This window comes from Planctomycetia bacterium (assembly GCA_034440135.1).
Taxonomy (GTDB): Bacteria; Planctomycetota; Planctomycetia; order Pirellulales; family JALHLM01; genus JALHLM01.
This window is the reverse complement of record JAWXBP010000054.1, coordinates 22,482-44,487: the sequence shown is the minus strand read 5'-3', so window position 1 is coordinate 44,487 and position 22,006 is coordinate 22,482. Positions and strand designations below refer to the sequence as shown.

Genomic DNA, 22,006 nt, shown 5'->3' with positions numbered 1-22,006 from the left:
TTTAGTGTATTTGCGGACTACGCGGCCGTCAACATAAAATGCGACAGTTTTTTCACAGTTATGGTTGCAAGTTTTAGGCCGGTCGAAATTCCCACTCCGATACGGCCGTCGAATGCCGCTGGATGCGAAAATCCGCTGGCAACATCCTCTTGCAGGGAAATCGTTTGCGTCTGGAATGCTCGGATTGTAAGCGTCTGAATCACACTTGCCAACCGCTAGCGCCGTGATCGATTTGCGATCGGTGGGTTGGTAGTCGTCGCGCTCATCGCGGCCAGACTAAACTCCTCGCCGCCCGTTTCCCAGGCCGGCAGAACCATGATCTTGCCGTCCCCCATGCGACCGGTGCGGGCGATCTCGACGATCTTCTTGACGATTTCCTCGACCCGGGTGTCGTCGACCCAGAGGCAGATTTCGACTTTTGGCAGAAAGGCGAGGGCGTATTCGCCCCCTTCGTACTGGTCAAGATAGCTCTTCTGGCGACCGAAGCCTTTGACCTCGCGTACCGTGCAAGCCTCGATCGGCGCCCGTTTGAGTCCTTCGAGCACCTTTTCGACCAGGAACGGCTTAATGACGGCGATGACTTGCTTCACAGGAACCGTCGCGGAAGAGGTTGGCCGTCAGGCGAAACTAGCACGCTAACTGAAGAAGTTCTCGCCGAACAGGTTCAGCGGCGGCTGTGTGACGACGTCCATATCGCCGTGGACCGCCGTCTGACAGGATAGACGCATTGTCTCCTCATTGCCAATGTAAGCCAACGAAAGCTTCAGCCGCGCTTTTTCGAGGAATCCCATCGGACTGGCGTGGTCTTTCCCCTTCGTGATCAGCACCCGGCAACTGCCGCATTGGGCCCAGCCTGGACAGTGCAGGACTTTATGCACGTGCGGGTAGACCTCGATGCCGGCCTTCATGGCTTCCTGGCGGAGGTTGGCGCCTTCGGGCACCTGGAGCTGCTTTTTCTCGTTCACGAAATTGACGATCGGCATCTCGCGTCTTCCCTAGAGTTGGCCGGCGTTGCCGTCGAGCGACTCAATTCGCTCGGCGTCCGCGGCGCAAGGACTTCTCCTGAGCAAATTTAACCTAAAACCGGGGCCTCGCAAGGAGTTTCAGTTCCTGTCCGCCGAGGATCACGTTGAAACCTAAGAAAGTCACCAATCCGGCCAAGGCGGGCACGCCCATCCGCAGCGCTTGCGACGATGTTCCCGGCAGATTCGGCAATTGTCCCAGCAGCAATAGCACGACCACGGTCATGATGAGGCAACCGGCGACTGCGCGACCGATAGTACTGAGAAGCTGATTCCAGGCCAGCGGCTGACGGAACCGCGCAAACAAGTATACGAGCGCGAAAAACTGCACGAGCGCTGTTAGCGTCGTCCCGACCGCGAGACCCAATTCGGCAAGCGGCCAGACCAGCGCAATGTTCGAAATGAAATCCATTGCCACGATCAACATTCCAAGTCGCAAGGGCGTCCTGCGATCGTCCATGGCGTAGAACCCGCGGACAATGACCGGGATGCCGCAGTAGGCCCAGGCCCCGGCGCCATAACAGGCGATCATCCGCGCGGTGCGGGCGGCGTCGTGCGCTGTGAACTCGCCTCGTTCCAGCATCAACCGCGAGATTGGCTCGGCCAATAACACCATGCCGACGGATGCCGGCAGGCCGAAAAATAGCACGAGTCTCAATCCGGCTACGAGATCGTCGGCGATGCGTTGGCGCTCGCCCCGCGCCGCGTGACGGGCCAAGAGCGGAAAAATGACCGTCGCCACCGCCACGCCAAGCATGCCGACGGGGAACTGATACAGCCGCTCACCGTAGTAAATCGCCGAGGCGGCGCCGACGGTCAACGGGTATTGCCAATCGGGCCCGAGCCAGGCGATGACTTTCTCGCCTTCGTTCGGCGCCGTAAGGCTCCAGGCCACGAGGCTGTCGAGGAGCGTATTAATCTGCGTGACGCCCAGGCCGAGCACCATCGGCAGCGTCGCCTTGGCCGTCTGCAAAAAGCCTGCGCGGGCCGCAGTCCAATCGTAGTCCCAGCGAAAGCCAAGTCTGCGAAGCGCGCTCCAGAGCGCGATGAATTGAAAGACGCCGGCGGCGGAAACCGAGGCCGCCAGGATCAAGGCCTCGCCTCGATTGTCAGACGCGAAGCGAGGCGCAAGCCACCAGGCGGCGAGGAGCATCGAGATGTTCAAAATGCTGGGCGACAGCGCGGCCAGCGTGAAATTACCATATACGTGCAGCGTGCTGGAAAGATGGGCCGTCAGGCATACAAAAACCACGAACGGCAACATCGTGGCGGCGAGTTCCGCGAGCAGCGCGGCGTCGCCGCCGGTTGGAGCCAGATTCCAGGCCAGCAGGCAAACGAGTTCGAGGGCCACGACGACCAGCGTCGCCGCGCAGCCGAGCCAGAGCAGCACCACGCTGGCGAGTTTCCAGGCATCGCGTTGACCATGTTCCGCAGCGCGGGCGAGGACTGGGACATATCCGGCGGAGAGGGCGCCTTCGCCGACCAGGCGTCGGAAGAAGTTCGGCACCCGCATGGCGACAACGAACGCATCGAGTACTCCGCTACCGGACATGCCGAGCAGCGAGGCGGTGGCAATATCGCGGAGTAGACCTAATACGCGACTGGCGAGCGTGCCGAGGCAGGTTACCACAACGCCGGCAAAGGGACGGCGCGGCCGCGGATTCAGCGGCGCGGGCGAGTCGGCGTTGGGGGCGGCGAGTTCCGTGGCGTTCAAGCTGCATCCCGGCAGGTCGGTGGGCCGACGCGGCGAGATCCGCCATCGGGAACGCGCATTCTAGCGCGTCCCCCGCCTTCCAGGCAGGTCAGCCTGGGAAGCGACTACTTGGGGCGCGCGCGGCCGCATTCGCAGATCAGCCGGAGCACGCCCCGACGCAGCGTCGTCGAGTCGGTCGCCTGCTTGGCTTCGTTCGCGACGACTTCGGCCTTGGCGGCCAATTCCGGGCAATCGCAGGCGGCGCCGGAAAGGGCGATAAACTCGCTGACCTGGCGGACCTGATCCCAATCGCCGGCCAGAGCGGCCTCGACTAAGCGATCGATCCGGCTGGGCAAGCTGTTGAGGAACGCGTCGACGCGGGCGTTGTTGGCGGCCAGACGAGCGGAGAGCTTCGCCAAGTCGGGACGCATGGTGGTCGCGGACATGATTCGACCCTTGTGGAAGGCGGGGAGGCAAACGCCGGGGAGCCAATCTCCGGTGTGGCGGCGTTGCGCAAAGGTAGGTTGCCGATTCGCCACGCGCGGCTGGGGGGCGGGAAAATTGGGAAACCAAGGCTGGAAATCATTACCAGCGGTAAAACCGCGCTGTCCGTCGCGTCGCCGACGCCCGCCCGGATTGAAGCGTGCCCAATCTGCGGATGGCACGGGTTTTAAGCTCATCCCGGAACGACGGAAAACGTCTCGGTGCGGGGTTGCAGAGGCGGGGGATTTGTGGAGAATGGCTTGATTCGCCGCCGGGCGAAGGTGGCTTCGTAGGACGCAGTCCAGCGAAGTTTCACGCCGCGTATCGCAGCAACCTCGTTGCGCCGCGATGCCTGGCCGAACGCCGGCCCTCGTTGGCCAGCGGACTCAAATCACCGTGTGAATCGGTTCCTAAAGCACGCGCAGGAAGTGTGATGAGCGACGTATTGAACGTGAAGAAGCGGGAAACGCAAGGCAAGAAAGCCACCCGGCGGTTGCGGGCGACTGGCGTCGTGCCGGCAGTCCTCTACGGTCACAAAGAAGCCAACGTGACACTTTCGGTCTCCAGCACGGAGCTGACGCCGGTGCTCAAGCACGGCGGCAAGCTGGTCGAGCTGCGCGGCGAAGTGACCGAGAAGGCGCTCATCCGCGAGCTGCAGTGGGATGTCTACGGCAAGCACGTCTTGCACGTCGACTTCGCCCGCGTTTCGGAGCATGAGAAAGTCCATGTGACCGTGCCCGTCGAACTCCGCGGCGACGCCGTCGGCGTGAAGAACGGCGGCATCGTCGAACAACCCATTCACGAAGTCCACATCGAGTGCCCGGCCAGCGCGATCCCCGAAAAGATCGTGGTTCGGATCGCCGATTTGCAATTGAATACCTCGTTGACGATCGGCGACATCGTGCCGCCGGATCAGGTGAAGATTCTGGACGACGCGGACCTGGTGGTGGTAACCTGCCATACGCCGATCGATTCGGCGGATGAAGCCGGTGGAGCGGGTTCGGTCGAGCCGGAAATCATCGGTCGCGCGGCGAAGGAAGAAGGAGACGACGAGAAATAGTCACCCCGGAACGAGGTCGAGGGTTGCCGCATGAAGTTGGTCGTGGGCTTGGGCAATCCGGGCCGCAAGTACGAGGGCACGCGGCACAATATCGGCTTCGAGGTGATTTACGCGTTAGCTCGCAAATTCGCCACGGGCCGGCCGCGAACCGATTTTCAGGCCGAAGTGGTGGAAGCGACGACGGGTTCCGAACGACTGCTGCTGATTTGCCCGCAGACGTTCATGAACCTGAGCGGCGCCAGCGTGCTGAAGGCGCGAGACTTTTACAAGTTGGAGAACACCGAGCTGTTGATCGTGTGCGATGACTTCAACTTGCCGCTGGGCAAGTTGCGAGTGCGAGCAGGCGGGTCGGCGGGCGGTCAAAAGGGACTGCAAGACATCATCCGCTGTTTGGGAACGGAGACGTTTCCCAGGCTGAGGATTGGGATCGGCGAGCCGCCCGAGCAGTGGGAAGGCCGCGATTTCGTGCTCAGCAAGTTCACTAAGGACGAGCAGACGGAAGTGGGCATCGCGGTGGCCCGGACGGTCGATGCGGTGGAATGTTGGGCGACCGCGGGCATCGCGGCGTGTATGAATCAATTCAATTCAACGAAATAACTCGGGCTTGTCGAGGAGCGAAGTCGCTTGTCTACCAACGTTTACGAAGGCATGTTCATTCTGGATGCGAACCGCTATTCCCGCGATGCGGGGGGCGTGGCGAACCAGATCACGGCGATCATCACCAAGTGCGGTGGCGAGATTCTCGTCAGCCGGTTGTGGGAGGAACGCCGCCTGGCGTATCCGATCAACGGGCAGCGCAAGGGAACCTACTGGCTGACCTATTTCAAGCTCGACCCCAAGCAGGTCGCGGCGGTGAATCGGGAATGCCAGTTGAATGACAACATCCTGCGCAACCTGGTCATCAAGATCGACGCCCGGATCTCGGACGCGTTGATCAGCCATGCCATTGCCGGCCCGCAGGCGGCCAAGCCGCCCGCGCCGCCGGAAGTGAAAGTCGAAGCCGTGCCTGTGATCGACGAAGAACTTGCCGCTGCGATCGAAGCCTAGTTTGCCCCCTGCCTGCGGCTCAGCGAGCGCGTTAATACTTCACGCTGACCGTGCGTGCGTTGGCCCAACCCGGAAATGAACCTATGGCGAGCTTTAACCGCGTCATCCTGATGGGGAATGTGACGCGCGATATCGAGTTGAAATACACGCAGTCCCAGTTGGCGGTGACGGAACTGGGGCTCGCGGTCAACGACAAGCGCAAGAACGCCAAAGGGGAATGGGTCGAGGAAACCACGTTTGTCGACGTGACCCTGTGGGGACGCACGGCGGAGATCGCCAGCGAGTACCTCTCCAAGGGAGCGCCGGTGCTGATTGAAGGCCGCTTGAAGCTCGATTCCTGGGAGACTAAGGAAGGCGACAAGCGATCTAAGCTGCGGGTTGTAGGCGAAAACATGCGTCTGCTCGGCGGCCGCGGAGGCGGCGGTGGTGGAGGAGGCGGTAGCGGAAGCAGTAGTCGCGGCGGAGGCGGTGGACGATCGGCGCCACAATTTGACGAATCAGAATACTCCTCCGGAGCGGAGGAGTTCGGCGGCCGCTCGAGCAGCGGCGGCGGATCAGGTGGCGGCGGCGGCTCAAGTGGCGGGGGCGGAGACGACATCCCGTTCTAATGCCGCGAGACAAGTTGACACGGAAGCAAACCACGAATCACCAGAAATCGAAGTAGCACGACATGGCAAACTCTGAACTCAAACGTCGCCGGCGCGGATTGACGATTTCCAAGCGGCTGCCCAAAGCGGAAAACGGCGATATCGAGCTGTTGCTGATCCAGTCTGTGGATCACCTCGGCAAGCAGGGGGACGTGGTCCACGTGAAAGCGGGCTACGCCAACAACTTCCTGATGCCGCAGGGATTGGCCACGATCGCCACGCCGCACCACAAGCGGATGGTCGAGAAGCACAAGGCCAAGCTCCAGGACATCCAACGCTCCCGGCTGGCCGGACTGCAAGCTCAAGCGGACGCTTTGAGCCATCAGAGCATCACGATCGAAGCCAACGCCAACGACGAAGGCCACCTCTACGGCTCCGTCGGTTCGTCGGAGATCATCCGCGCCCTCAAGGCCCAGGACATCACGATCACCAGCGATCAGGTCAAGCTGCGCGGACCGCTCAAGGAATTGGGACTCTACACGGTCAACATTCACTTGGGCCAGGAAATCGAAGCCGAGCTCAAGGTCTGGGTCGTACCCACCGTGCGCGACGAAGAAGCCACGCCGCCGCCGGTGAAGACTGAACCCACGGCCGGCTAAGCGAATTCGACAGGTTATTCACGCAGTATTTCCAAACAGCGCGGCGCGGTTCACCTAGAATCGCGCCGCGTTTTTGCTGCGCTGATTCCGGTTTTTCACCGCTGAGGCCATTCAGTCATTCGACATTCAGATTTGATTCGACATTCAGATTTGGAAATTCGTCATTCCCATCACCATCCCCAAGCGGCTGGTTGTGTCCGTTGCCGGTTGCGTTAAGATGCCGGGCCCGATTAGGTTGACGGAAAAGGAACTCACGGATGGCCGCATTTCAGCGAGTTGACGAAGTAACTTCCACGCGGCGCAATGGATCCGACGTGCTGGACCGGCTGCCGCCGCAGAATCTCGAGGCGGAACGCGGCGCGATCGGGAGCATTCTCTATGATCCCGACATGTGCGACGAAGTGTCGCTCGTCGTGCGGCCGGAGGATTTCTACTCCGACGCCAATCGCAAGCTGTTCGAGCACGTGCTCGGCATGCACAACGACGGGCTGCGGATCGACAGCACGCTGCTGCACGAACGGTTGCGCAAGAGCGGCGATCTCGATTTCATCGGCGGCGTCGCTTACTTGATGGAAGTCGCCGAGTCGGTGCCGCACGCGGCGAACGCGGTCTACTACGCGCAGATCGTCCGCGACAAAGCAACTCTGCGCTCGCTGATTCATGCCAGCACGGAAATCCTTCGCGACGCCTTCGACGAATCGATCGAAGGGCGACAGATGCTCAGCCGTGCGGAAGAGAAGATCTTCGGCATCCTGGAGCGCGGCGGCGGCGGCGGCGAGGCCACGCCCATGGCGGACGTGCTGCACGCGGCGCTCGATCGGATCGACGCGCGGCTGGAACGCGGCGCTGGCATCGGCGGCATCTCCACGGGTTACGGGGACCTCGATCAGCAGACCGGCGGGCTGCATAACTCGGAGTTGGTGATCCTCGCCGCGCGACCGAGTATGGGCAAAACGGCGCTGGCGACGAACATCGCGGACAACGTCGCGCGCGAAGGCCTGGCCACGCTCGTGGTTAGTTTGGAAATGTCGCGCCTGGAGCTCGCGGAACGCATGCTCTGCGCGCGGGGGCGCATCAACGGCCACAAATTGCGTAACGGCTTCATTTCGCCTGGCGATCGGCGAAAACTGGTCGAGACCTTCGCCGAGATGAGCAAGATGCCGTTGTTCATCGACGACGCTCCCAATCGCACGATGACCGAAATCGCGGCCACGGCCCGGCGGCTCAAACGGCGCGAGAAGCTGGGGCTCGTGGTGATCGATTACTTGCAATTGATCGAGCCGGATAACCCCAAAGACCCGCGGCAGGAGCAGGTGGCAAAGATCGCGCGGCGATTGAAGGGATTGGCGCGGGAGCTGTCGATTCCGGTACTCTGCTTGGCACAATTAAACCGGCAAACGGAATCCTCGAAAGAGAATATCCCACGGCTCAGTCACTTGCGCGAGTCCGGGGCCATCGAGCAGGACGCCGACGTGGTGATGTTCGTCCACCGCGAGGAGTACTACGCCACCAACGAAGAAGATAAAGCGCGGCTCGCGGGCGAGGCCCAGATCATCATCGCCAAGCAGCGCAACGGCCCCATCGGCGATATCAAGCTGGCCTGGTTGCAGGACTACACGAGGTTCGAGAACCTTGCCCGCGAAGACTACGGGCTTGGGGAGTTTTAGGCAGTCTTCTTAGGTGGCGCATTGGACGCGGCTAGGTTTGTGAACGTTAAATCGGCGTCGGAGACGCCTCCCGCAGGTTTTGGAGCGAGGGAGCGATGTAGGCTCTGAGCGGCGATAGGGATATAATCCGGCCGCTCTTGGGAAATGAGTTCCCAGCGCGTTTTACGGCCAACCCCATCGAATTGCTGGGCAGGATGACCGGACAAGGACGTCCGCGTACATCGCTTTCGGATCGGCTCCCGCTGCGCTGGACGCTTCAGGGAGGATGGTGGGCGTGCGCCGTCTGGTGCCTGCTCGGCGCCAACGCTTCCGCCGCGGACTTGGAACTGCGCGTACGACTGGCCTGGGGCGATGGCGCCGCGACGCGCTGGCAAGGCGTCATCTCGCTCAGCTCCGGCGAATTATCCGCGCCGGTTCCATTAGGGATCGAAGCGGACGAGTCCGGCTCGATGTGGATTGAAGACGGCGCGTTGCAAGTCGCCGGACGCAGTCCGCGCCGCTATGAGGGAGTCGACGTCACGGTCACTGCTCCGGACGACGCGCAATTGTTGGTGCAATTGAACGCGCCCGACGGAGCCGCGGGCGAGTCACTGTCCATTCCTGTGGCGGATTTGGTAGCGGAAACCGTCACGCTGGAGCTCGATGAACAGGACAATCGACTCGTCGCGCGGCGCGCGCCGGGCGATCAACTGCGCGTAGAGTTGGATCGCGATCAACTGGTGTGCGGCCCCGGCGAGTCCTTGGCGCTCCGCGTCAGGCCGCATGAGTTAGGAATCTCCGCGGATACGCGGGTCGAAGTCGTATGCGAACTGAGGCCCGCGCGGGCGGACGGCGCGCTCTGGCGGAACGAACAGGAATGGAATTCGCCGGCGCGTGGCGTTGCAGGAGAGAGCCTGGACTTTGACCTGCAATTGCCGGACACGGAAGGCGTGTATGACGTGGTCATCACCGCGCGGCGGCGCAGCTTGCAACGGCTTGGTCTGAAGCAAACGGTGGCGGAGCGCCGTGTGCAACTCGTCGTCATTGATCCCGGGGCGGCGCCGGCGCAAGAAGCGACCGCCCCGCCCACGCCGCTGGAAGAAATCGATCCGACGGCGGCTCGCTGGTGGGAACGGCTCACGACGGTGCCGCTGATTCCGGGAATTCGCAAAGGCCCAATGGGCAGCGGCGACTTGCGTGTTGTGCGACTCGAAACCGGAGCGTTCGTCGAGCTCGCGGCGAACGACGCGCCGCGCGAGATCAGTTGGGAAGCCTACTTGTTGCCGGTGAAACACCCTGGCCAGCCGCATGTGCTGGAAGTAGAGTTTCCGAGCAACGTGCCGCAACAGCTCGGCATCAGCGTGATCGAGCCGAATGCGGCGGGAGCGGTCGCACCGGTGGGACTCGACTCCGGCGTCTATCTGGGCGACGAAGCTCGCGACGCCGCGCCGGGCACGGTGAAGCACCGCTTGATTTTCTGGCCGCGCACCAAGACTCCGCTGGTATTGATGACCAATCAAAGCGGCGCGCGGTCCGCCGTGTATGGAAAAATCCGTCTGAGCGAACACAGCGGACGGTTGCCGAGCGCGCCGCGCGGCAGCCCAGCAGCGCCGGAACGAATGATCGCGGCGTACTACGATCGACCGCTGTGGCCGGAGCATTTCGGCGCGTCCGAAGCACTCGATTCCACCAGCGGACGCTCGCTCAAAGACTGGCGAACGTTCTACGACGGCGCCACGCGATTGGTCGATCACTTGCGCCAGACTGGCCGGAACGGCCTGATTGCTCCGGCCTGGAGCGACGGCTGCGCGCTGTATCCGAGTCTGACGATCGAGTCGACGCCGCGCTACGACAACGGGGCGTTCTTTGCCACAGCACAGGATCCGATTCGCAAGGACGTGCTGGAGTTGCTGTTTCGATTGTGCGATCGAGAAGGGATTCAATTCGCGCCGCAGTTGGATTTCGGCGCTCCGTTGGCCAGCTTGGAAGCGCTGAAGCGCGCCGGAGGGACGTCCGCCGTTGGCTTGGAGTGGGTCAACGCCGAGGGAAAAACGTGGAGCGAGGTCGAGCCATCTTTTCGCGGCCAGGAGCCATACTACAACGCGATCGATCCGCGCGTGCAACAGGCGATGCTGGCCGTCGTGAGCGAACTCACCGGCAGGTATGGGCATCATCCGTCGTTCGCCGGCCTGGCGGTCCAACTCTCGGCGCATGGATATGCGCAATTGCCCGGCCCTGAATGGGGAATGGACGAAGTGACGGTCGCGGCGTTCGCGCGCGACACTGGCTTCGCGATTCCTACGCAGGACACTGCCGCAGCGACGACGCTATTGTTGGGAAAGCATCGCGAAGCCTGGTTGAAATGGCGCGCGGAACGGCTAGCGTCGCTGCATCGCGAAATGCAGCAGGCGGTCCTGCAGGTGAAACCGTCGGCCCGGGTATTCTTGACCGGGGCGCACTTGCTGGAACACAGCCATTGGGAACAAGACTTACAGCCGAGCCTGTCGCGCAGTCTGAGTCTGGAGCAACTCTGGTTGCGAGCCGGGATCGCGCCCGAGCATTATCTTGGCGCCCAATTGCCGCTGCTGTTGCGCCCTACACGGCTCGAGGCCGCGGATTCGCTCTCCGAGGGAGCGATCAACCTGGAAATGAATCAGGCAGTCGATATCGATCGCCGCCTGGAACGATTGTCTGCCACGGGCGCGATCTTCTATCACGAACCGCGCACGATGCGGGTCCACGATTTCGAGCGGCAGAGTCCGTTCAAGTCGACTTACTGCTGGCTCATTTCTCAGCCCACGCCTGTTGGCGCGGAGAATCGTCGCCGCTTCGTGCATGCATTGGCAGGGCTAGACGCGGAAGTCATCGTGGACGGCGGATGGACGCCTCCGACAGGTGATGAAGACGCACTGCGAGACGTGATCGACGCCTATCGCAACTTGCCGGCGGCGCGTTTCGTGACCGTGCCTGGCGCTACGCAGCCGATCATCGGACGCACACATCGCGCAGGGCAATCGACGTACTTATATCTGGTCAATGACTCGCCGTGGCCGGTCACGGCCAACGTGGCGTTACAGCTGCCGCCAGCGGTTGCTTTGGAAGGCCTCGCCGCGCGCGGAACGCTGCCAGTGGCACGCGGAACCGGGAACGCGAGGATGTGGACGGTAGAATTGGCGGCCTACGACCTCGTCGCAGTGCGGATGAACTCGCCGCAAGTGGCTGTGACGAATATTACGTCCACGGTCACGAAGCAAGCGACGGACGAGCTCGCGCGGCGCGTGAACGACGTTTGGACGCGCGCCAAATTGCTGCGAAATGCAGAGACGATGCCGCCGCTGGCGAACGCGGACTTCGAAGCTGCAACCGATGACGTCGTGACCATTCCCGATTGGTTCGTGGCAGGATCGAAGCAATCGGTCGCGTTGGATCCGCAACAACCGCATGCCGGAAAACTGTCTGTACGGCTGACAAGCGATGGAGACGTCACGTCGCTCATCAGTCCGACATTTGCGTCGCCGCAACTCGGTCGTTTGCAAGTCCGCGCATGGTTGCGCGCGGCGGATGCGAACCGCGAAGCGCCGCTGCAGGTCGTCGTAGAAGGATTGTTGAATGGAGAACCATTCGAACGCCGCATGGGTTGCGGAACGATTTCGGATACTTGGATCGAGCGGCAATTTGAGTTCACTGACCTGCCGCCCGAGGGCGTGGAGGCCATTCGCGTGCGATTCGAGATGCTCGGCGCGGGGCAAGTTTGGGTGGACGACGTGAGCCTGGTCGCCGCCGGCTTCCGGCCAGCGGAGATGGCCGAGTTGGCGAAGATTCTGCAACTCGCCAGCGATCGTCTGGATAAAGGACAACTGCGCGATTGCCAGACGCTCATGGAAGGCTACTGGCCGCAATTCATTGAGCGTTGCGCACCAATGCCGTCGCGCTCGGACGTGAATCTGGCGGAACGCCCGCCGCGCCCGCAGAACACGCCGCCGCCGGTGCCACCAAAGCCCGGCTTGTTGGAGCGAATCAATCGCCTCATGCCGAGCTTCGTGCGATAGACTCGTGTCATGAGCTTTCTCGTCGTTTGGCATCGAGCGCCCACGGTCGTCGGCGAAGGTCCGACCTGGTCAGGACCGTTGGGAAGTTTGCCAACATTAAGTGTGGCGAACGCCGATCTGTACCTGCCGTGGGAGATCAGTTTCGAGCAGGCCGTCGCGGCGCTGGAATTGCTGCCCGGCATGTTCTGCGAGGGGGACGGCGCTTGGGTGTGGCATCCCGCGCGTGATCGCCAGGTGGAGGGCGTGTTGTGCGACCGCGCGGAGCGACTCGCTTATGTCGAACTGAAAGGGAGCTGCGCCGGCGAAGACATCGACCGACTGGCGAAAGCGCTCAATCCCAGCTCACACGGAATCGTAGTGCAATTACCGCGCGAAGGAGCGATGTTGAACTGGGCGACTTGGCGCCGAGCGTGGTTTGAATTTGCGCGTGAAGACCAAGCCTGAAAAAAGTCGGGGCCGCACGGTTTTTCCGTACGGCCCCTGGCCATTCTCAATCGCGATCGTGCGAGACGATCGCGGCAGCTTACTTGGTTTCGCCTTCGGTGTGCGTGTCGCCATCGGCGTGAGTGTGGTCGGCTTCGGCGCCAGCGTCGGCGGCCGGTTCCGTCGCATCGGCGGCCGGGGCTGGCTCGACGACGGGCGCCGGGGTGGTCGTGGTCGTGCCACTGCCGCCACAACCGACGCTGTACACCGTCACGCTCAACAACAACGCCAAGAATCCGAGCTTCTTCATGATTCGCACCTTCTGCATTAAGTTCTGGGCAATTCCATGTCCGTACTTGCCGCGGGTACCCCCCGCGTCGGCCACTGGTAGCTAGAGATACCGGGCAAGGCTGGTTTATTCCCCGGTATTCGGTATGAATTCATAGGTTTTTCCTGGCAAGTCGCAAATTCTATCCGGCAGGCGACGCCGTATCTTCAAATACCGCTTTAACTTGCGTAGAATCCTGGGCATTCGCGGCCGCCCGCGGAATTGGGCGGATAAAGCAGTTCGGGCGTAGAACGAAGACATTTAGGGAATAAATCGGTCCTGGATTGTTTCTTACTTTTTGAACCGAGGCGGCGGGTTCGTGGACGAAACGGTTACGAAGGATTTGTCGGCCCTGGTCGCGGAGCATTACGCGGCGGTGTACCGCTACGCCTATCGGCTCAGCGGAACTGCGGCCGACGCCGAAGACCTGACCCAGCAAGCATTCCTGGCGGCCCAGCGCAAGCTCGACCAGCTGCGCGGGATGGATGCGGCGCGGGGTTGGCTGTTCACCATCGTGCGCAACTGTTTTCTCGCGGCCCGGCGGCAGAACCAGCCCAACGTCGCCAGCGGCGAGTTACGCTGGGATGAATTGCCGGAAGAGGCCGCGGCGCCGACAGCGATCGACAGCGAGTTGCTGCAACGAGCCCTCGACGCGTTGCCGGAGGAATATCGACTGGTCGTGTTGATGTACTACTTCGAGGACAGCTCGTACCGAGAGATCGCCGAGACGCTGGAGATTCCGGTCGGGACCGTGATGAGCCGGCTGTCGCGGGCCAAGGCCTGCCTTCGGGCTGGCCTGTGGGGGCCACGGTTGAAGGAATTGCTGGTAGTGAAACATTGACCGGGGCGCCACTGCGGATTGCGTTTGAGGACGGCGCGGCTGTAGCCGAGGTCTGTGACCTCGGTGGCGAAGACCTGGCAGAAAGATTCGACGAATGGACCGCGAACAACTGCGCGAAATGATCGATGCCTGCCGCCCGGAGAGCGCTGATTTGGCGCTGCCGGAGTTGGCCGAGGCACGCGCAGAGTTGGAGCGCGACGCGGTGTTGCGACGGCAGGCCCGCCGCTCCGAGCAGTTCGATCGCACGGTTGCGGCCGCGATGCAAGACTTGGCCGTGCCGGCTGGGCTGCAGGATCGGTTGATGGCCGCATTGGCGGCTGGAACCCCACGTGATGTCGCCACGCCCGTCATCGCGGTAGCGGACCACAGCCGAGAATCACGTTGGCGCATTCCCGCTTATGCGGGAATTGTGCTACTCGGGACCGCCGCGGTGCTGTTGCTGTCATTGACGATGCGCTGGTTCGACGCTGGCGACGACTGGAAGCCGAAGGCGATCGCCGACGCCGCGGTGCACGGTTTCCCCAGCGAATTCAATCCGCGCGAACAACGGTTGTGGACGAGCGGGAAGGCCGCTTCTGCAGCGTTTCCCTTGAGCCGGCATTTGACGCCTCGGCGCAACCCGCCGCAGCGCACGGTACGTGACGTGGCCGGTTGTTCCGGCGTGGCGTACGTAGTGCAAGGGCGGACCGGCGCGCTGGGAACGCTCTTGGTGTTAAATCCGCGCGCGACGTTGTCCTCGTTTCCGACGAAGCCCCCCAAATCGCCGCAAGCCGATACCGCCGGCTGCGCCGCGGCGTCATGGCAGGAGAACAATCGGCTGTACGTGCTCGTTGTGGCCGGCAGTGCGGCGAACTATCAATCCTTCCTGCGCCAACCGGGACGCGTGGCGCAAGCCGAAGCACCCTTCGCATTTGCCTTAGCGATGGCGCGCTAACGCAGCTCGAAACGAATCTCCTGCGTTTCGACCGATTCCACCGCCACGCCTGACTCGCTTGCCGGCTCGAAACGCCATGATCGCGCAGCGCGGACCGCGGAGGCGTCGAGAATACTGTGCGTGCTGCTGTGGAGGATCTCCACGTTCGTCACCGCGCCATCGGCGGCAATGGTCAAGCGGAGTGTCACGTTGCCCTCGCGCCGTTCGCGGATCGCGGGATCCGGATAGAGCGGCGGCCGATTGGCCAAGGGACGGGCCGATTTGTTTTTGTTTGTGCCTGCGAACTCCGGCGCCACGACAAGGACGTTTGGCGCAGCGATGGAAGCCAATTGGCGGGGCAGGTTTTGCTCCGCAACCTGGGCGGCAATCTCGGGCAATTCTTCTGATTCTTGTCGCGCTTCCGCGGGCAGCGGGGGCATCGCTGCGTCGACTGGCGCCGGGGCCTTAGACCGGGAAATCGACGGTTGGTCCGAAACGCGCTCGATCGGCTGTCGTTGCGGGACCGGGTCCGCGGCCTTCGTCAGCGCAATCCTGGCCGTAGTCGCTTCCTGTTCGACTTGCGGCTGCGAACCGCGCGAGACAACTTCAATGCTGATCGTTTCGAGCGAACCATACGACTTGGCGCGATCGCGCTCCCATGCCCCGCCGTAATAGACCAGCGCTCCGCCGACGCTTGCATGCAGGCATGTCGAAATGGCCCAGCCCCATGTCGCCAACGAGCTCTTAGCGTAGCGGGATGGGGCAATACGCTTCATGGGCGGCCGGCGCGCGGGTTTCGACAGACTTCGGTTGCTCCCATTGTCGCACGCCGGGCCGCCCGAGCCTACCAGTGGAGCTCGTAGCCGCAGATCGCGTTGAAGCCGGGGCCGTCGACGCCTGAGCCGTGAACGCGATACGCCTGATCGAAAATGTTCTCCAGCGTGAGGCTCACGCGGTGGTTGTCGCAGCGTCCGAGCGTCCGGCCGGCGCGGATGTTGAACGTCTGGTAGCCAGGCGTGCCGCCGACCGGGATGCGGGCGTCGGTCAGATCCTGAAAGTTGAGCCGGTCCTGTTCGTCGACGAGCCACGTGTAAACGTCGAACCAAGAGCGATGCTGCTGGTCGCGCCAACGCAGCCCGGCGATGCCTTGCATCGGCGGGATGCGGCTCAGCGGGATGTCGAGTTCCAGGTCTTTGCCGTAGGTGTAGGCGAAGTTGCCGTACACGCTCCAGCGCGGCGTCAGCAGGTATTCGCCGTACCACTCAACACCATTGAGGTAGGAATCTCGATTGTCGCGTTGGAACAACCCGGTCGCGACAGGCGTACGCAGAATATTGTCTTCCAGTTCGGTCCAGAAGACGAACGCCTGGCTATGCCATTTGCGGTAGTCCCATTTCATGCCGACTTCGTAGTTGATGCTGTGTTCCGGATCGAGCGAGATACTCGGAATGTCTTGCCCGTTCTGCTGGACTAAGGTGTTGGTGGCCACCAAGTCGTCGAGATTCGGCGCGCGGAAGCCTTCGGAAATGGAACCGACCAGGTTCCAACGCTCCGTCAACGCGTAAGTCAGTCCGACGTTGCCGACCCAATCCTGATAGCTGGGCGAGATGTGTGTCGGCACCAGCACCGCGGGAGGCGCGCCGGGCGGATCGATAGAGATGAGCGGCGTGCTGGAGACGCCAATGTTCTCGTAGCGGACGCCGGTGTTCGCGGTGAGCCGGTCGGTGAGTTCGACGTTCCAATTCGTGAACACGCCGAAGCGGTCGTAGTAACTGTCGTCCGGGAATTGCGCGATGTCTGGCGTGATGGCGCCGTTCACGGGGTTGAGTCGATTCTTGAAGGCGTCGACATCGTCGTGATAGAAGTCGGTCCCGTACGACAAGGCGCCGAGCCAATCCAGATCCTTGGTCATCACCATGCTGACGCCGAGCGTATCGACTTCGAATTCGCCAATATCGGTCCGCGTGGCGCTGCGAATCTCGCGAGAACCTTCCTTCTGCCGCGCATACGACGCGGTGAGCATGTAGCTATCGCACCAGCCGCTGTACGCGACGCCCTGCAACCGCAGGTACGCCAGGTCGCGCTGCTGTGGATCGAAGAACGTGGGGCGCGGCGCACCGACCGGCGGGCCGAACACAAACGGCGGAAAGCGGTCGCTGCGCGGGAGGTCGTCTTGCTCAAAGTGTTGCAGCGCGACCGTGACGAGCGCGTCCTCGGAGAGCAGGTAGTTGTATTTCACGTCGCCCGCGTATTGATCGTAACCCGTGAAGGGCTGCCGGCCGAGATCGCCGCCGCGATCGAGATCGTTGAGATTCAAGTAGCTCGCGCCGGCGAAGACACCGGAATTCTGCACCCAGCCTTCGACGTTGCCGCGGCTGTACGAACCGGTATCCGCCGTGCTGAAGTACTCGGTGAACGAGCCGCCGCGGTAATTGCCGTCGAAAGGACTTGCGCTCCGCGTGACGATGTTGATGGCGCCGCCGAGGGCGTCCGAGCCGTACAGGGTCGATTGCGGTCCGCGCATGACTTCGATGCGTTCCACCTGGCCCGGATCGATCGTGTTGGAGTATTGATTCGCGCCCGTGCGGAAGGTCGAGTTGTTGAGCCGGATTCCGTCGACCAGGATCAGCAGTTGCTGGCCGGTGAGCCCTCGCAGAAACGGCGACGCCTGGCCACGGGCCGTGCGTTGCATGAGCACGCCGACCTCGCGTTCCAGGGCCTGAAACATGTCCTGCGGCATACGTTCGTCGAGCTGCTGGCGATTGATGATCGTCACTTCGCTCGGATCGTCGAACACGTTCGTCGGCCGCCGTGTGACGCCGCTGAGATCCTCGAACAACTGACCCGACAGGCTGGGATAGCTGTAGGGAAGATCGTAAGGACTTCGCGCCGCTGGGGCCGTCGACGCAGGCGTTTCGTCGACGACGCTGGTCTCCTCGTCCGGCGGCGTGACGGTGATGGGGGGCAGCGTGGATGGTTCGCCGTCCGCTTCCAGCGAAGATGCATCGTCTTGTGCGACGGCTCGTGGGCCCTCCCAGCCGCAGAGCATGACGCCACAACCCAAGCAACGCAGCCAATTGCGTAGTTTCACCAGCTTTGCTCCCAAATGCCGCGGCGATAGGCGTGAGGCTAATAACATTGGCCGCCGTCGCCGGATGTATCGGTTCTGCATGATCTATCGTCGCGCTTCGCAGTGACCTGCGCCACGGCTGCCGAGCGCGGCGGTTCTGGCATAAGCCTCAAGGTCACAGGAATCGGCAGTGTTTCCGCTCGACTGTTGGAACGTGCGGAAGCGCATTCAGCGCGACCGCAGTGAGTTCGATTCACAGACCGAGGTGTCGTCTATCACTTGTCCCATTCGTGACTTAGCGCCATGCGTAGATCGCGCAATTTCGAAGGCATCTACCGGTTTGACCGCTGGACAAGGCAGCCCACGGGTGGGGCCTGCGTCCGCTTTCGATCGCCAACGGGCCAATCCAATCGGCTCTCGCCTGGCGGCGCCCCACCGATTTATTTGGCGGCGCTGAATCGCGCGACGCGATTGGCGATCGAATCGACAGCAAGTTGCGTTACGGGCGTCGGCAGAGTCAACGCACTTTGACGAGACTTCCTTACCGTAAGCTCTCGCGCAATTGACGCGCTGCTTGAACGACAACCGCGAGTTTGCGCTCGGCCACGTCGGCCGCGGCGATAGGGGAATCCGCGAAAGTAGCGAAGCCGCAGTCCGGATGAAGCAGCACGCGGTCCGCGCCAAAGAGTTCAATCGCCCGTTCCGCCCGAGACAGGACCTCGGGCAGCGTCTCGATGCGGGGCGATTTCTGATTGACGACGCCGACGCCGATCCGAAGCCGCTGTGGCAATGAAGCGAGTAGCGCCACATCGCCGGCGCGGGGTGTACACATTTCCAAAAGCACTGCGCCGACCGGCACGCGCGCGAGCAGGCCCATCAACGGCGCGTAATCCCCGGTGAGGGCCGCGCCTTCGTCGGTGGTCCAGTTGCCGCGGCAGATGTGGAGCGCCAAACGTTCCGCCGGCAGCTCGGAGAGCGTCTCCGACAACAGTTGCTCGGCGAAGGCGAGTTCCTCTTCCGTGTCGCGTCGCGCCCCAAGCGCGCCGCACATGAAAACGCGATTGCCGGCAGTGCGTCCGTGGACAACTTCGGTCAACACCGGCTCGTCGAATTGAACTAGCGTCGCGCCGGCCTGCAGCAGCGCCTCGGCCTCGGCGCGCAGAATCTTGACAATATCGGCGGCCAGCTCTTCGCGCGAGGCGTAGGCGCGATCACTAACGCACTCCAGCCACATCGTACGCGTGAGCAAATACGGCCCCGGCAGGGCGACTTTGACTGGCGTGCGCGAGATACTCTGGACAAATTGAAGCTCATGCAGTGCGAGTGAACGCTTGCGAGCAAGCCGACCGAACACTGCGGGATGCCGCACTTTGTCGGCCGGCACGTCGAGGCCGCGCAGCTCTTCGGCGAAATGCTCGGGATCGTCAACGTAGGCCAGCAAATCGGTGATCGGCACGAGTTGGCAGTTTTCCAGCAGCGCGCCGACGAAACTGGCGTAGTTGTCGCGGCGCTGCTCGCCGTCGGTTATCAGGTCGACGCCGGCGCGTTCTTGGGCTGCCACGGCAAGGCGAATGGCGTCGTCGGCGGTTTGTTGAAATTCGGTTTCCTCGAGCCGACCGCATAGACGTTCGTGCAGCGCGCGGAGCATCCACGCCGGGCGCGGCCAACTGCCGATGCCCAGCACAGCGAGCGGTGGAATGGGCGCTACCGTCGGCGGAACCGAAGCATTTCGCGGCGTGGCCGTCGCCGGAGCATCGCGAACTTCCGGCCGAGTGACCGAAGTCACGCTGGCTTCGTCGTGCTTCGCGAATGGCCCCCGCGAAACCAGGAATCGATGCACGCGATTTGACTGCTCGTGCGTGACCAGTTCGTTGCCCGTCAGCCGGCACCAGGACGGGAGATCTTCGGCCACGGACGATTCCCGCGAGAAGATTTCGAGCAGTTGCCCCGCGGACAAGGGGTCGATGTGCTTGCGAATCAATAGCAGTAGGCCGTTGCCGCAATCGAGATCGCCGCCGTCGAAGCTGGCGGCGGGGCGCAGGTCATCCGCTGGGCTCATCGCAATGGGTTTCTCGGCGGGCTGCGGCCGCGGTGTGTGAGACTAATAGCTGATGCATGGCGCGCCGCCGGCCAGGAATTCGACCAGCTTGGCGCCGCCGACAATCTTCGCGCCGGCGACTAGTTTCGTCTCATCGAGAACGCGCTTTTTGAAGCAGGGGGAGCAGACATAAATGGTCCCGCCTGCGGTCGCGAAGTTGGCGATCAAGTCGCGTAGAGGCGCGAAGCCTGCTTCCGCGATGTCGTCGGCGTAGCCAGCGACGGCGAGGCGCACGCCCTCCGTGCTCAGGAATACGACCGTTTCTTGTTCGGATCCGACGGCGGCGTTTGCCACGACAAAAGCCACAGTCGCGCGGTCGGCGTCGTCCTTTGCGCAGGTGAGAGAAACGCAGAATTTTCCGGGCATTTCCAGGGCTCCCAATTGTGGACGATCAACTTGATTCGATTGAATCCAACGATTCCGGGCGGCGTTCCAGTAAAAAGTTTGGAGGCGAGGCTGACCGCAACAAGTGACCGGTGATGCGACACCAGGCGGGGATATCCAAGATCGCCCCGGGGTCGCGCGTGATGAGGCACATCATCGTCCCGGGCGCGAGTCGTTGCATCCGCATCCGCAGTTCAAGCACCAACTCTCCGCAGGCAAGATCGCCAGCGTCCCAGGTTTGGACGGCGTGTGGCTGGCAGGTTGACTCCGCGTGGTCGCTGCTCATGCGCGTAGAATCACCTCCCCGGAAAGCTTGAAACCAGTCAGGATCATACCTGATCTGGTTGTCGAGAATAGACATTTGGCACCGAGTGCGCACGACAACGCCCGCAAAGCGGTGCTTCGCGGGCGTGTGTGCGTGGCTGTATTTGCGGAAATTCCCGCCAGGCAGTGAGAACTACTTGGCGTCGACGGCGTCCTTGACCGCGTCGGCGGCGTCCGACGTGGCGTCGGCAGCGGAGTCCTTGGCGTCGGTCGCGGCGTCTTTCACGGCATCGACGGCGTCGTCGCCGGCATCCTTGACGTCTTCCATGGCGCCCGTTGCGGCGTCCTTGACGTCCTCGACGGCGCTCGCGGCGGCGTCTTGCGTCGCCTGCGTGGCGTCATCGACCTTGGTTTCAGTGGCGGGGCTGCAACCCACGGTCGACGCGATCAAGCCCAAGCACGCCACGAATCCCCAAATCTTTTTCATCTCGAAACCCTTTTGAACGGTATTTACCCCACTCCGACCGACGCACCTGTGCCCGGCCTGACAGAGATGAAGATGCGCGGCGAGTGAAAACTATTCCCGCAAATGAGGCAAACTCGTCCGCCGTCCGTGTCGCCTGATTCCAAGTACAAGCGGCGACTGGAGTTGAGTGGGCTAGGAGGCTTTTTGGTAAGCGATGGCGCGGCTCAGAGTTTCGCGCAGGGTACGATCGTCGCCGCCGACGGAGAGGACCTTGCCGTCCGGGCCGATTACGATCAGCAGCGGCAGGATCGGGACGCCAATTTCGGCGATGGTCTCCGTGGCATCGATCCCCAACGTCCAGGGGATATTCATTTGTTCGCGGAACGCTTCCACTTCGCGCCGTGAATTACCGTCCTCGTTCGTCAGGCCGACGAAGACCACGTCGTGATCCTTGAATTCCTCGTAGACGTCGATCAGCGGCGGTGTGGTTTTGACGCACGGCGCGCACCAGGTGGCGAAGATGTCGACCACGACAATCTTGCCCGCGAATTGAGGCGCATCGCCGCCCACCCATTGCCCGGCCTTGATCTGCGGCGCGACGTCGCCGGGGGCGATTAGCCCGGGAGTTTCGCCGCCGAAGAAAGTCAATACGACGACGAACAGGATCACGGCCGCGAAGGCGGCGAAAAGTTTGCGGAGCATTGCGGCGGAACTAGCGGGTCAGAGGCGCAATTCGATATAGCCGCATTTAGTGTAACTGGCGAATCGAACAGTCGGCAATTGCTGTCGCCCAATAAGCCCAGGGAAGGTCGTCCCGGATCATCGGCGACAAATTAGGCTCGTGCGACCTTCCCTGGGTCTGGACGCTAACGGCGTCGAATCCCAGGGAAGGTCGGCGTGAACTTTGGATGACGAATTGGTTGAGGGCGACCTTCCCTGGGCTTGAAGGATGAGTCGTCCAAATTCTCATGGG

At 62.4% G+C, this 22,006-nt stretch carries 22 protein-coding genes; 10 read left to right on the top strand and 12 right to left on the bottom strand.

Annotated features, from left to right (window positions below; genetic code table 11):
* Nucleotides 1-215 precede the first annotated feature (215 nt).
* The 4 genes from SGJ19_02990 to SGJ19_02975 form a co-directional block, all read right to left on the bottom strand.
* The gene (locus SGJ19_02990) at nucleotides 216-590 is read right to left on the bottom strand and encodes a P-II family nitrogen regulator (GenBank protein ID MDZ4779199.1); all 375 of its coding nucleotides are present in this window, start codon (nucleotides 588-590) and stop codon (nucleotides 216-218) included.
* A 45-nt stretch (nucleotides 591-635) separates the two neighbouring features.
* A complete protein-coding gene (locus SGJ19_02985) occupies nucleotides 636-983 on the bottom strand; it encodes a 2Fe-2S iron-sulfur cluster-binding protein (protein MDZ4779198.1) in 348 nt (115 codons plus the stop codon).
* 94 nt (nucleotides 984-1,077) lie between these two features.
* Complete coding sequence (gene murJ, locus SGJ19_02980; GenBank protein ID MDZ4779197.1) at nucleotides 1,078-2,736, bottom strand: murein biosynthesis integral membrane protein MurJ; 1,659 nt, start codon at nucleotides 2,734-2,736, stop codon at nucleotides 1,078-1,080.
* Between the two features lie 104 nt (nucleotides 2,737-2,840).
* Nucleotides 2,841-3,161 carry a hypothetical protein gene (locus SGJ19_02975; protein ID MDZ4779196.1) on the bottom strand — a complete coding sequence of 107 codons (321 nt, stop codon included), beginning with the start codon at nucleotides 3,159-3,161 and terminating at the stop codon, nucleotides 2,841-2,843.
* A gap of 470 nt (nucleotides 3,162-3,631) precedes the next feature.
* On the opposite strand from SGJ19_02975, the gene SGJ19_02970 reads away from it, so the two are divergent.
* The 8 genes from SGJ19_02970 to SGJ19_02935 all read left to right on the top strand — a co-directional run bounded on the left by SGJ19_02970 (nucleotide 3,632) and on the right by SGJ19_02935 (nucleotide 12,690).
* Nucleotides 3,632-4,258, top strand: a complete 627-nt coding sequence (locus SGJ19_02970) for a 50S ribosomal protein L25 (protein ID MDZ4779195.1) — start codon at nucleotides 3,632-3,634, stop codon at nucleotides 4,256-4,258.
* Nucleotides 4,259-4,288: 30 nt separating this feature from the next.
* Nucleotides 4,289-4,855, top strand: a complete 567-nt coding sequence (gene pth / locus SGJ19_02965) for an aminoacyl-tRNA hydrolase (protein MDZ4779194.1) — start codon at nucleotides 4,289-4,291, stop codon at nucleotides 4,853-4,855.
* Nucleotides 4,856-4,882: 27 nt separating this feature from the next.
* Complete coding sequence (gene rpsF / locus SGJ19_02960) at nucleotides 4,883-5,305, top strand: 30S ribosomal protein S6 (protein ID MDZ4779193.1); 423 nt, start codon at nucleotides 4,883-4,885, stop codon at nucleotides 5,303-5,305.
* A gap of 83 nt (nucleotides 5,306-5,388) precedes the next feature.
* Nucleotides 5,389-5,913 (top strand): single-stranded DNA-binding protein, encoded by a 525-nt coding sequence (ssb, locus tag SGJ19_02955; protein ID MDZ4779192.1) that lies wholly within the window; start codon nucleotides 5,389-5,391, stop codon nucleotides 5,911-5,913.
* 62 nt (nucleotides 5,914-5,975) lie between these two features.
* On the top strand, nucleotides 5,976-6,551 hold the full coding sequence (gene rplI, locus SGJ19_02950) for a 50S ribosomal protein L9 (protein ID MDZ4779191.1): 576 nt from the start codon (nucleotides 5,976-5,978) through the stop codon (nucleotides 6,549-6,551).
* Nucleotides 6,552-6,808: 257 nt separating this feature from the next.
* Entirely contained in the window at nucleotides 6,809-8,218 is a 1,410-nt protein-coding gene (gene dnaB, locus SGJ19_02945; GenBank protein MDZ4779190.1) for a replicative DNA helicase, read from the top strand.
* Nucleotides 8,219-8,412: 194 nt separating this feature from the next.
* Nucleotides 8,413-12,246 (top strand): family 10 glycosylhydrolase, encoded by a 3,834-nt coding sequence (locus tag SGJ19_02940; GenBank protein ID MDZ4779189.1) that lies wholly within the window; start codon nucleotides 8,413-8,415, stop codon nucleotides 12,244-12,246.
* A gap of 9 nt (nucleotides 12,247-12,255) precedes the next feature.
* Nucleotides 12,256-12,690 (top strand): hypothetical protein, encoded by a 435-nt coding sequence (locus tag SGJ19_02935; protein ID MDZ4779188.1) that lies wholly within the window; start codon nucleotides 12,256-12,258, stop codon nucleotides 12,688-12,690.
* A gap of 79 nt (nucleotides 12,691-12,769) precedes the next feature.
* Here the strand turns inward: SGJ19_02935 and SGJ19_02930 are convergent, their stop codons facing one another.
* Nucleotides 12,770-12,979, bottom strand: coding sequence for a hypothetical protein (locus tag SGJ19_02930; protein MDZ4779187.1), 210 nt, complete (start codon nucleotides 12,977-12,979; stop codon nucleotides 12,770-12,772).
* 337 nt (nucleotides 12,980-13,316) lie between these two features.
* On the opposite strand from SGJ19_02930, the gene SGJ19_02925 reads away from it, so the two are divergent.
* On the top strand, nucleotides 13,317-13,838 hold the full coding sequence (locus tag SGJ19_02925; protein MDZ4779186.1) for a sigma-70 family RNA polymerase sigma factor: 522 nt from the start codon (nucleotides 13,317-13,319) through the stop codon (nucleotides 13,836-13,838).
* A gap of 94 nt (nucleotides 13,839-13,932) precedes the next feature.
* Complete coding sequence (locus SGJ19_02920) at nucleotides 13,933-14,772, top strand: hypothetical protein (GenBank protein MDZ4779185.1); 840 nt, start codon at nucleotides 13,933-13,935, stop codon at nucleotides 14,770-14,772.
* Here the strand turns inward: SGJ19_02920 and SGJ19_02915 are convergent.
* From SGJ19_02915 to SGJ19_02885, 7 genes are all read right to left on the bottom strand, one after another.
* The gene (locus SGJ19_02915) at nucleotides 14,769-15,527 is read right to left on the bottom strand and encodes an energy transducer TonB (GenBank protein MDZ4779184.1); all 759 of its coding nucleotides are present in this window, start codon (nucleotides 15,525-15,527) and stop codon (nucleotides 14,769-14,771) included. The two genes, SGJ19_02920 and SGJ19_02915, sit on opposite strands and share 4 nt — an antisense overlap.
* 68 nt (nucleotides 15,528-15,595) lie before the next feature.
* Nucleotides 15,596-17,842 (bottom strand): TonB-dependent receptor, encoded by a 2,247-nt coding sequence (locus SGJ19_02910; GenBank protein MDZ4779183.1) that lies wholly within the window; start codon nucleotides 17,840-17,842, stop codon nucleotides 15,596-15,598.
* A gap of 520 nt (nucleotides 17,843-18,362) precedes the next feature.
* Nucleotides 18,363-19,880, bottom strand: coding sequence for a 5-methyltetrahydropteroyltriglutamate--homocysteine methyltransferase (locus SGJ19_02905; GenBank protein ID MDZ4779182.1), 1,518 nt, complete (start codon nucleotides 19,878-19,880; stop codon nucleotides 18,363-18,365).
* Nucleotides 19,881-19,922: 42 nt separating this feature from the next.
* Nucleotides 19,923-20,285, bottom strand: a complete 363-nt coding sequence (locus tag SGJ19_02900) for a DsrE family protein (GenBank protein ID MDZ4779181.1) — start codon at nucleotides 20,283-20,285, stop codon at nucleotides 19,923-19,925.
* A gap of 25 nt (nucleotides 20,286-20,310) precedes the next feature.
* Complete coding sequence (locus SGJ19_02895; protein ID MDZ4779180.1) at nucleotides 20,311-20,589, bottom strand: sulfurtransferase TusA family protein; 279 nt, start codon at nucleotides 20,587-20,589, stop codon at nucleotides 20,311-20,313.
* A gap of 171 nt (nucleotides 20,590-20,760) precedes the next feature.
* Nucleotides 20,761-21,054, bottom strand: a complete 294-nt coding sequence (locus SGJ19_02890; protein MDZ4779179.1) for a hypothetical protein — start codon at nucleotides 21,052-21,054, stop codon at nucleotides 20,761-20,763.
* Between the two features lie 171 nt (nucleotides 21,055-21,225).
* On the bottom strand, nucleotides 21,226-21,735 hold the full coding sequence (locus tag SGJ19_02885) for a TlpA disulfide reductase family protein (GenBank protein MDZ4779178.1): 510 nt from the start codon (nucleotides 21,733-21,735) through the stop codon (nucleotides 21,226-21,228).
* Nucleotides 21,736-22,006: the final 271 nt, after the last annotated feature.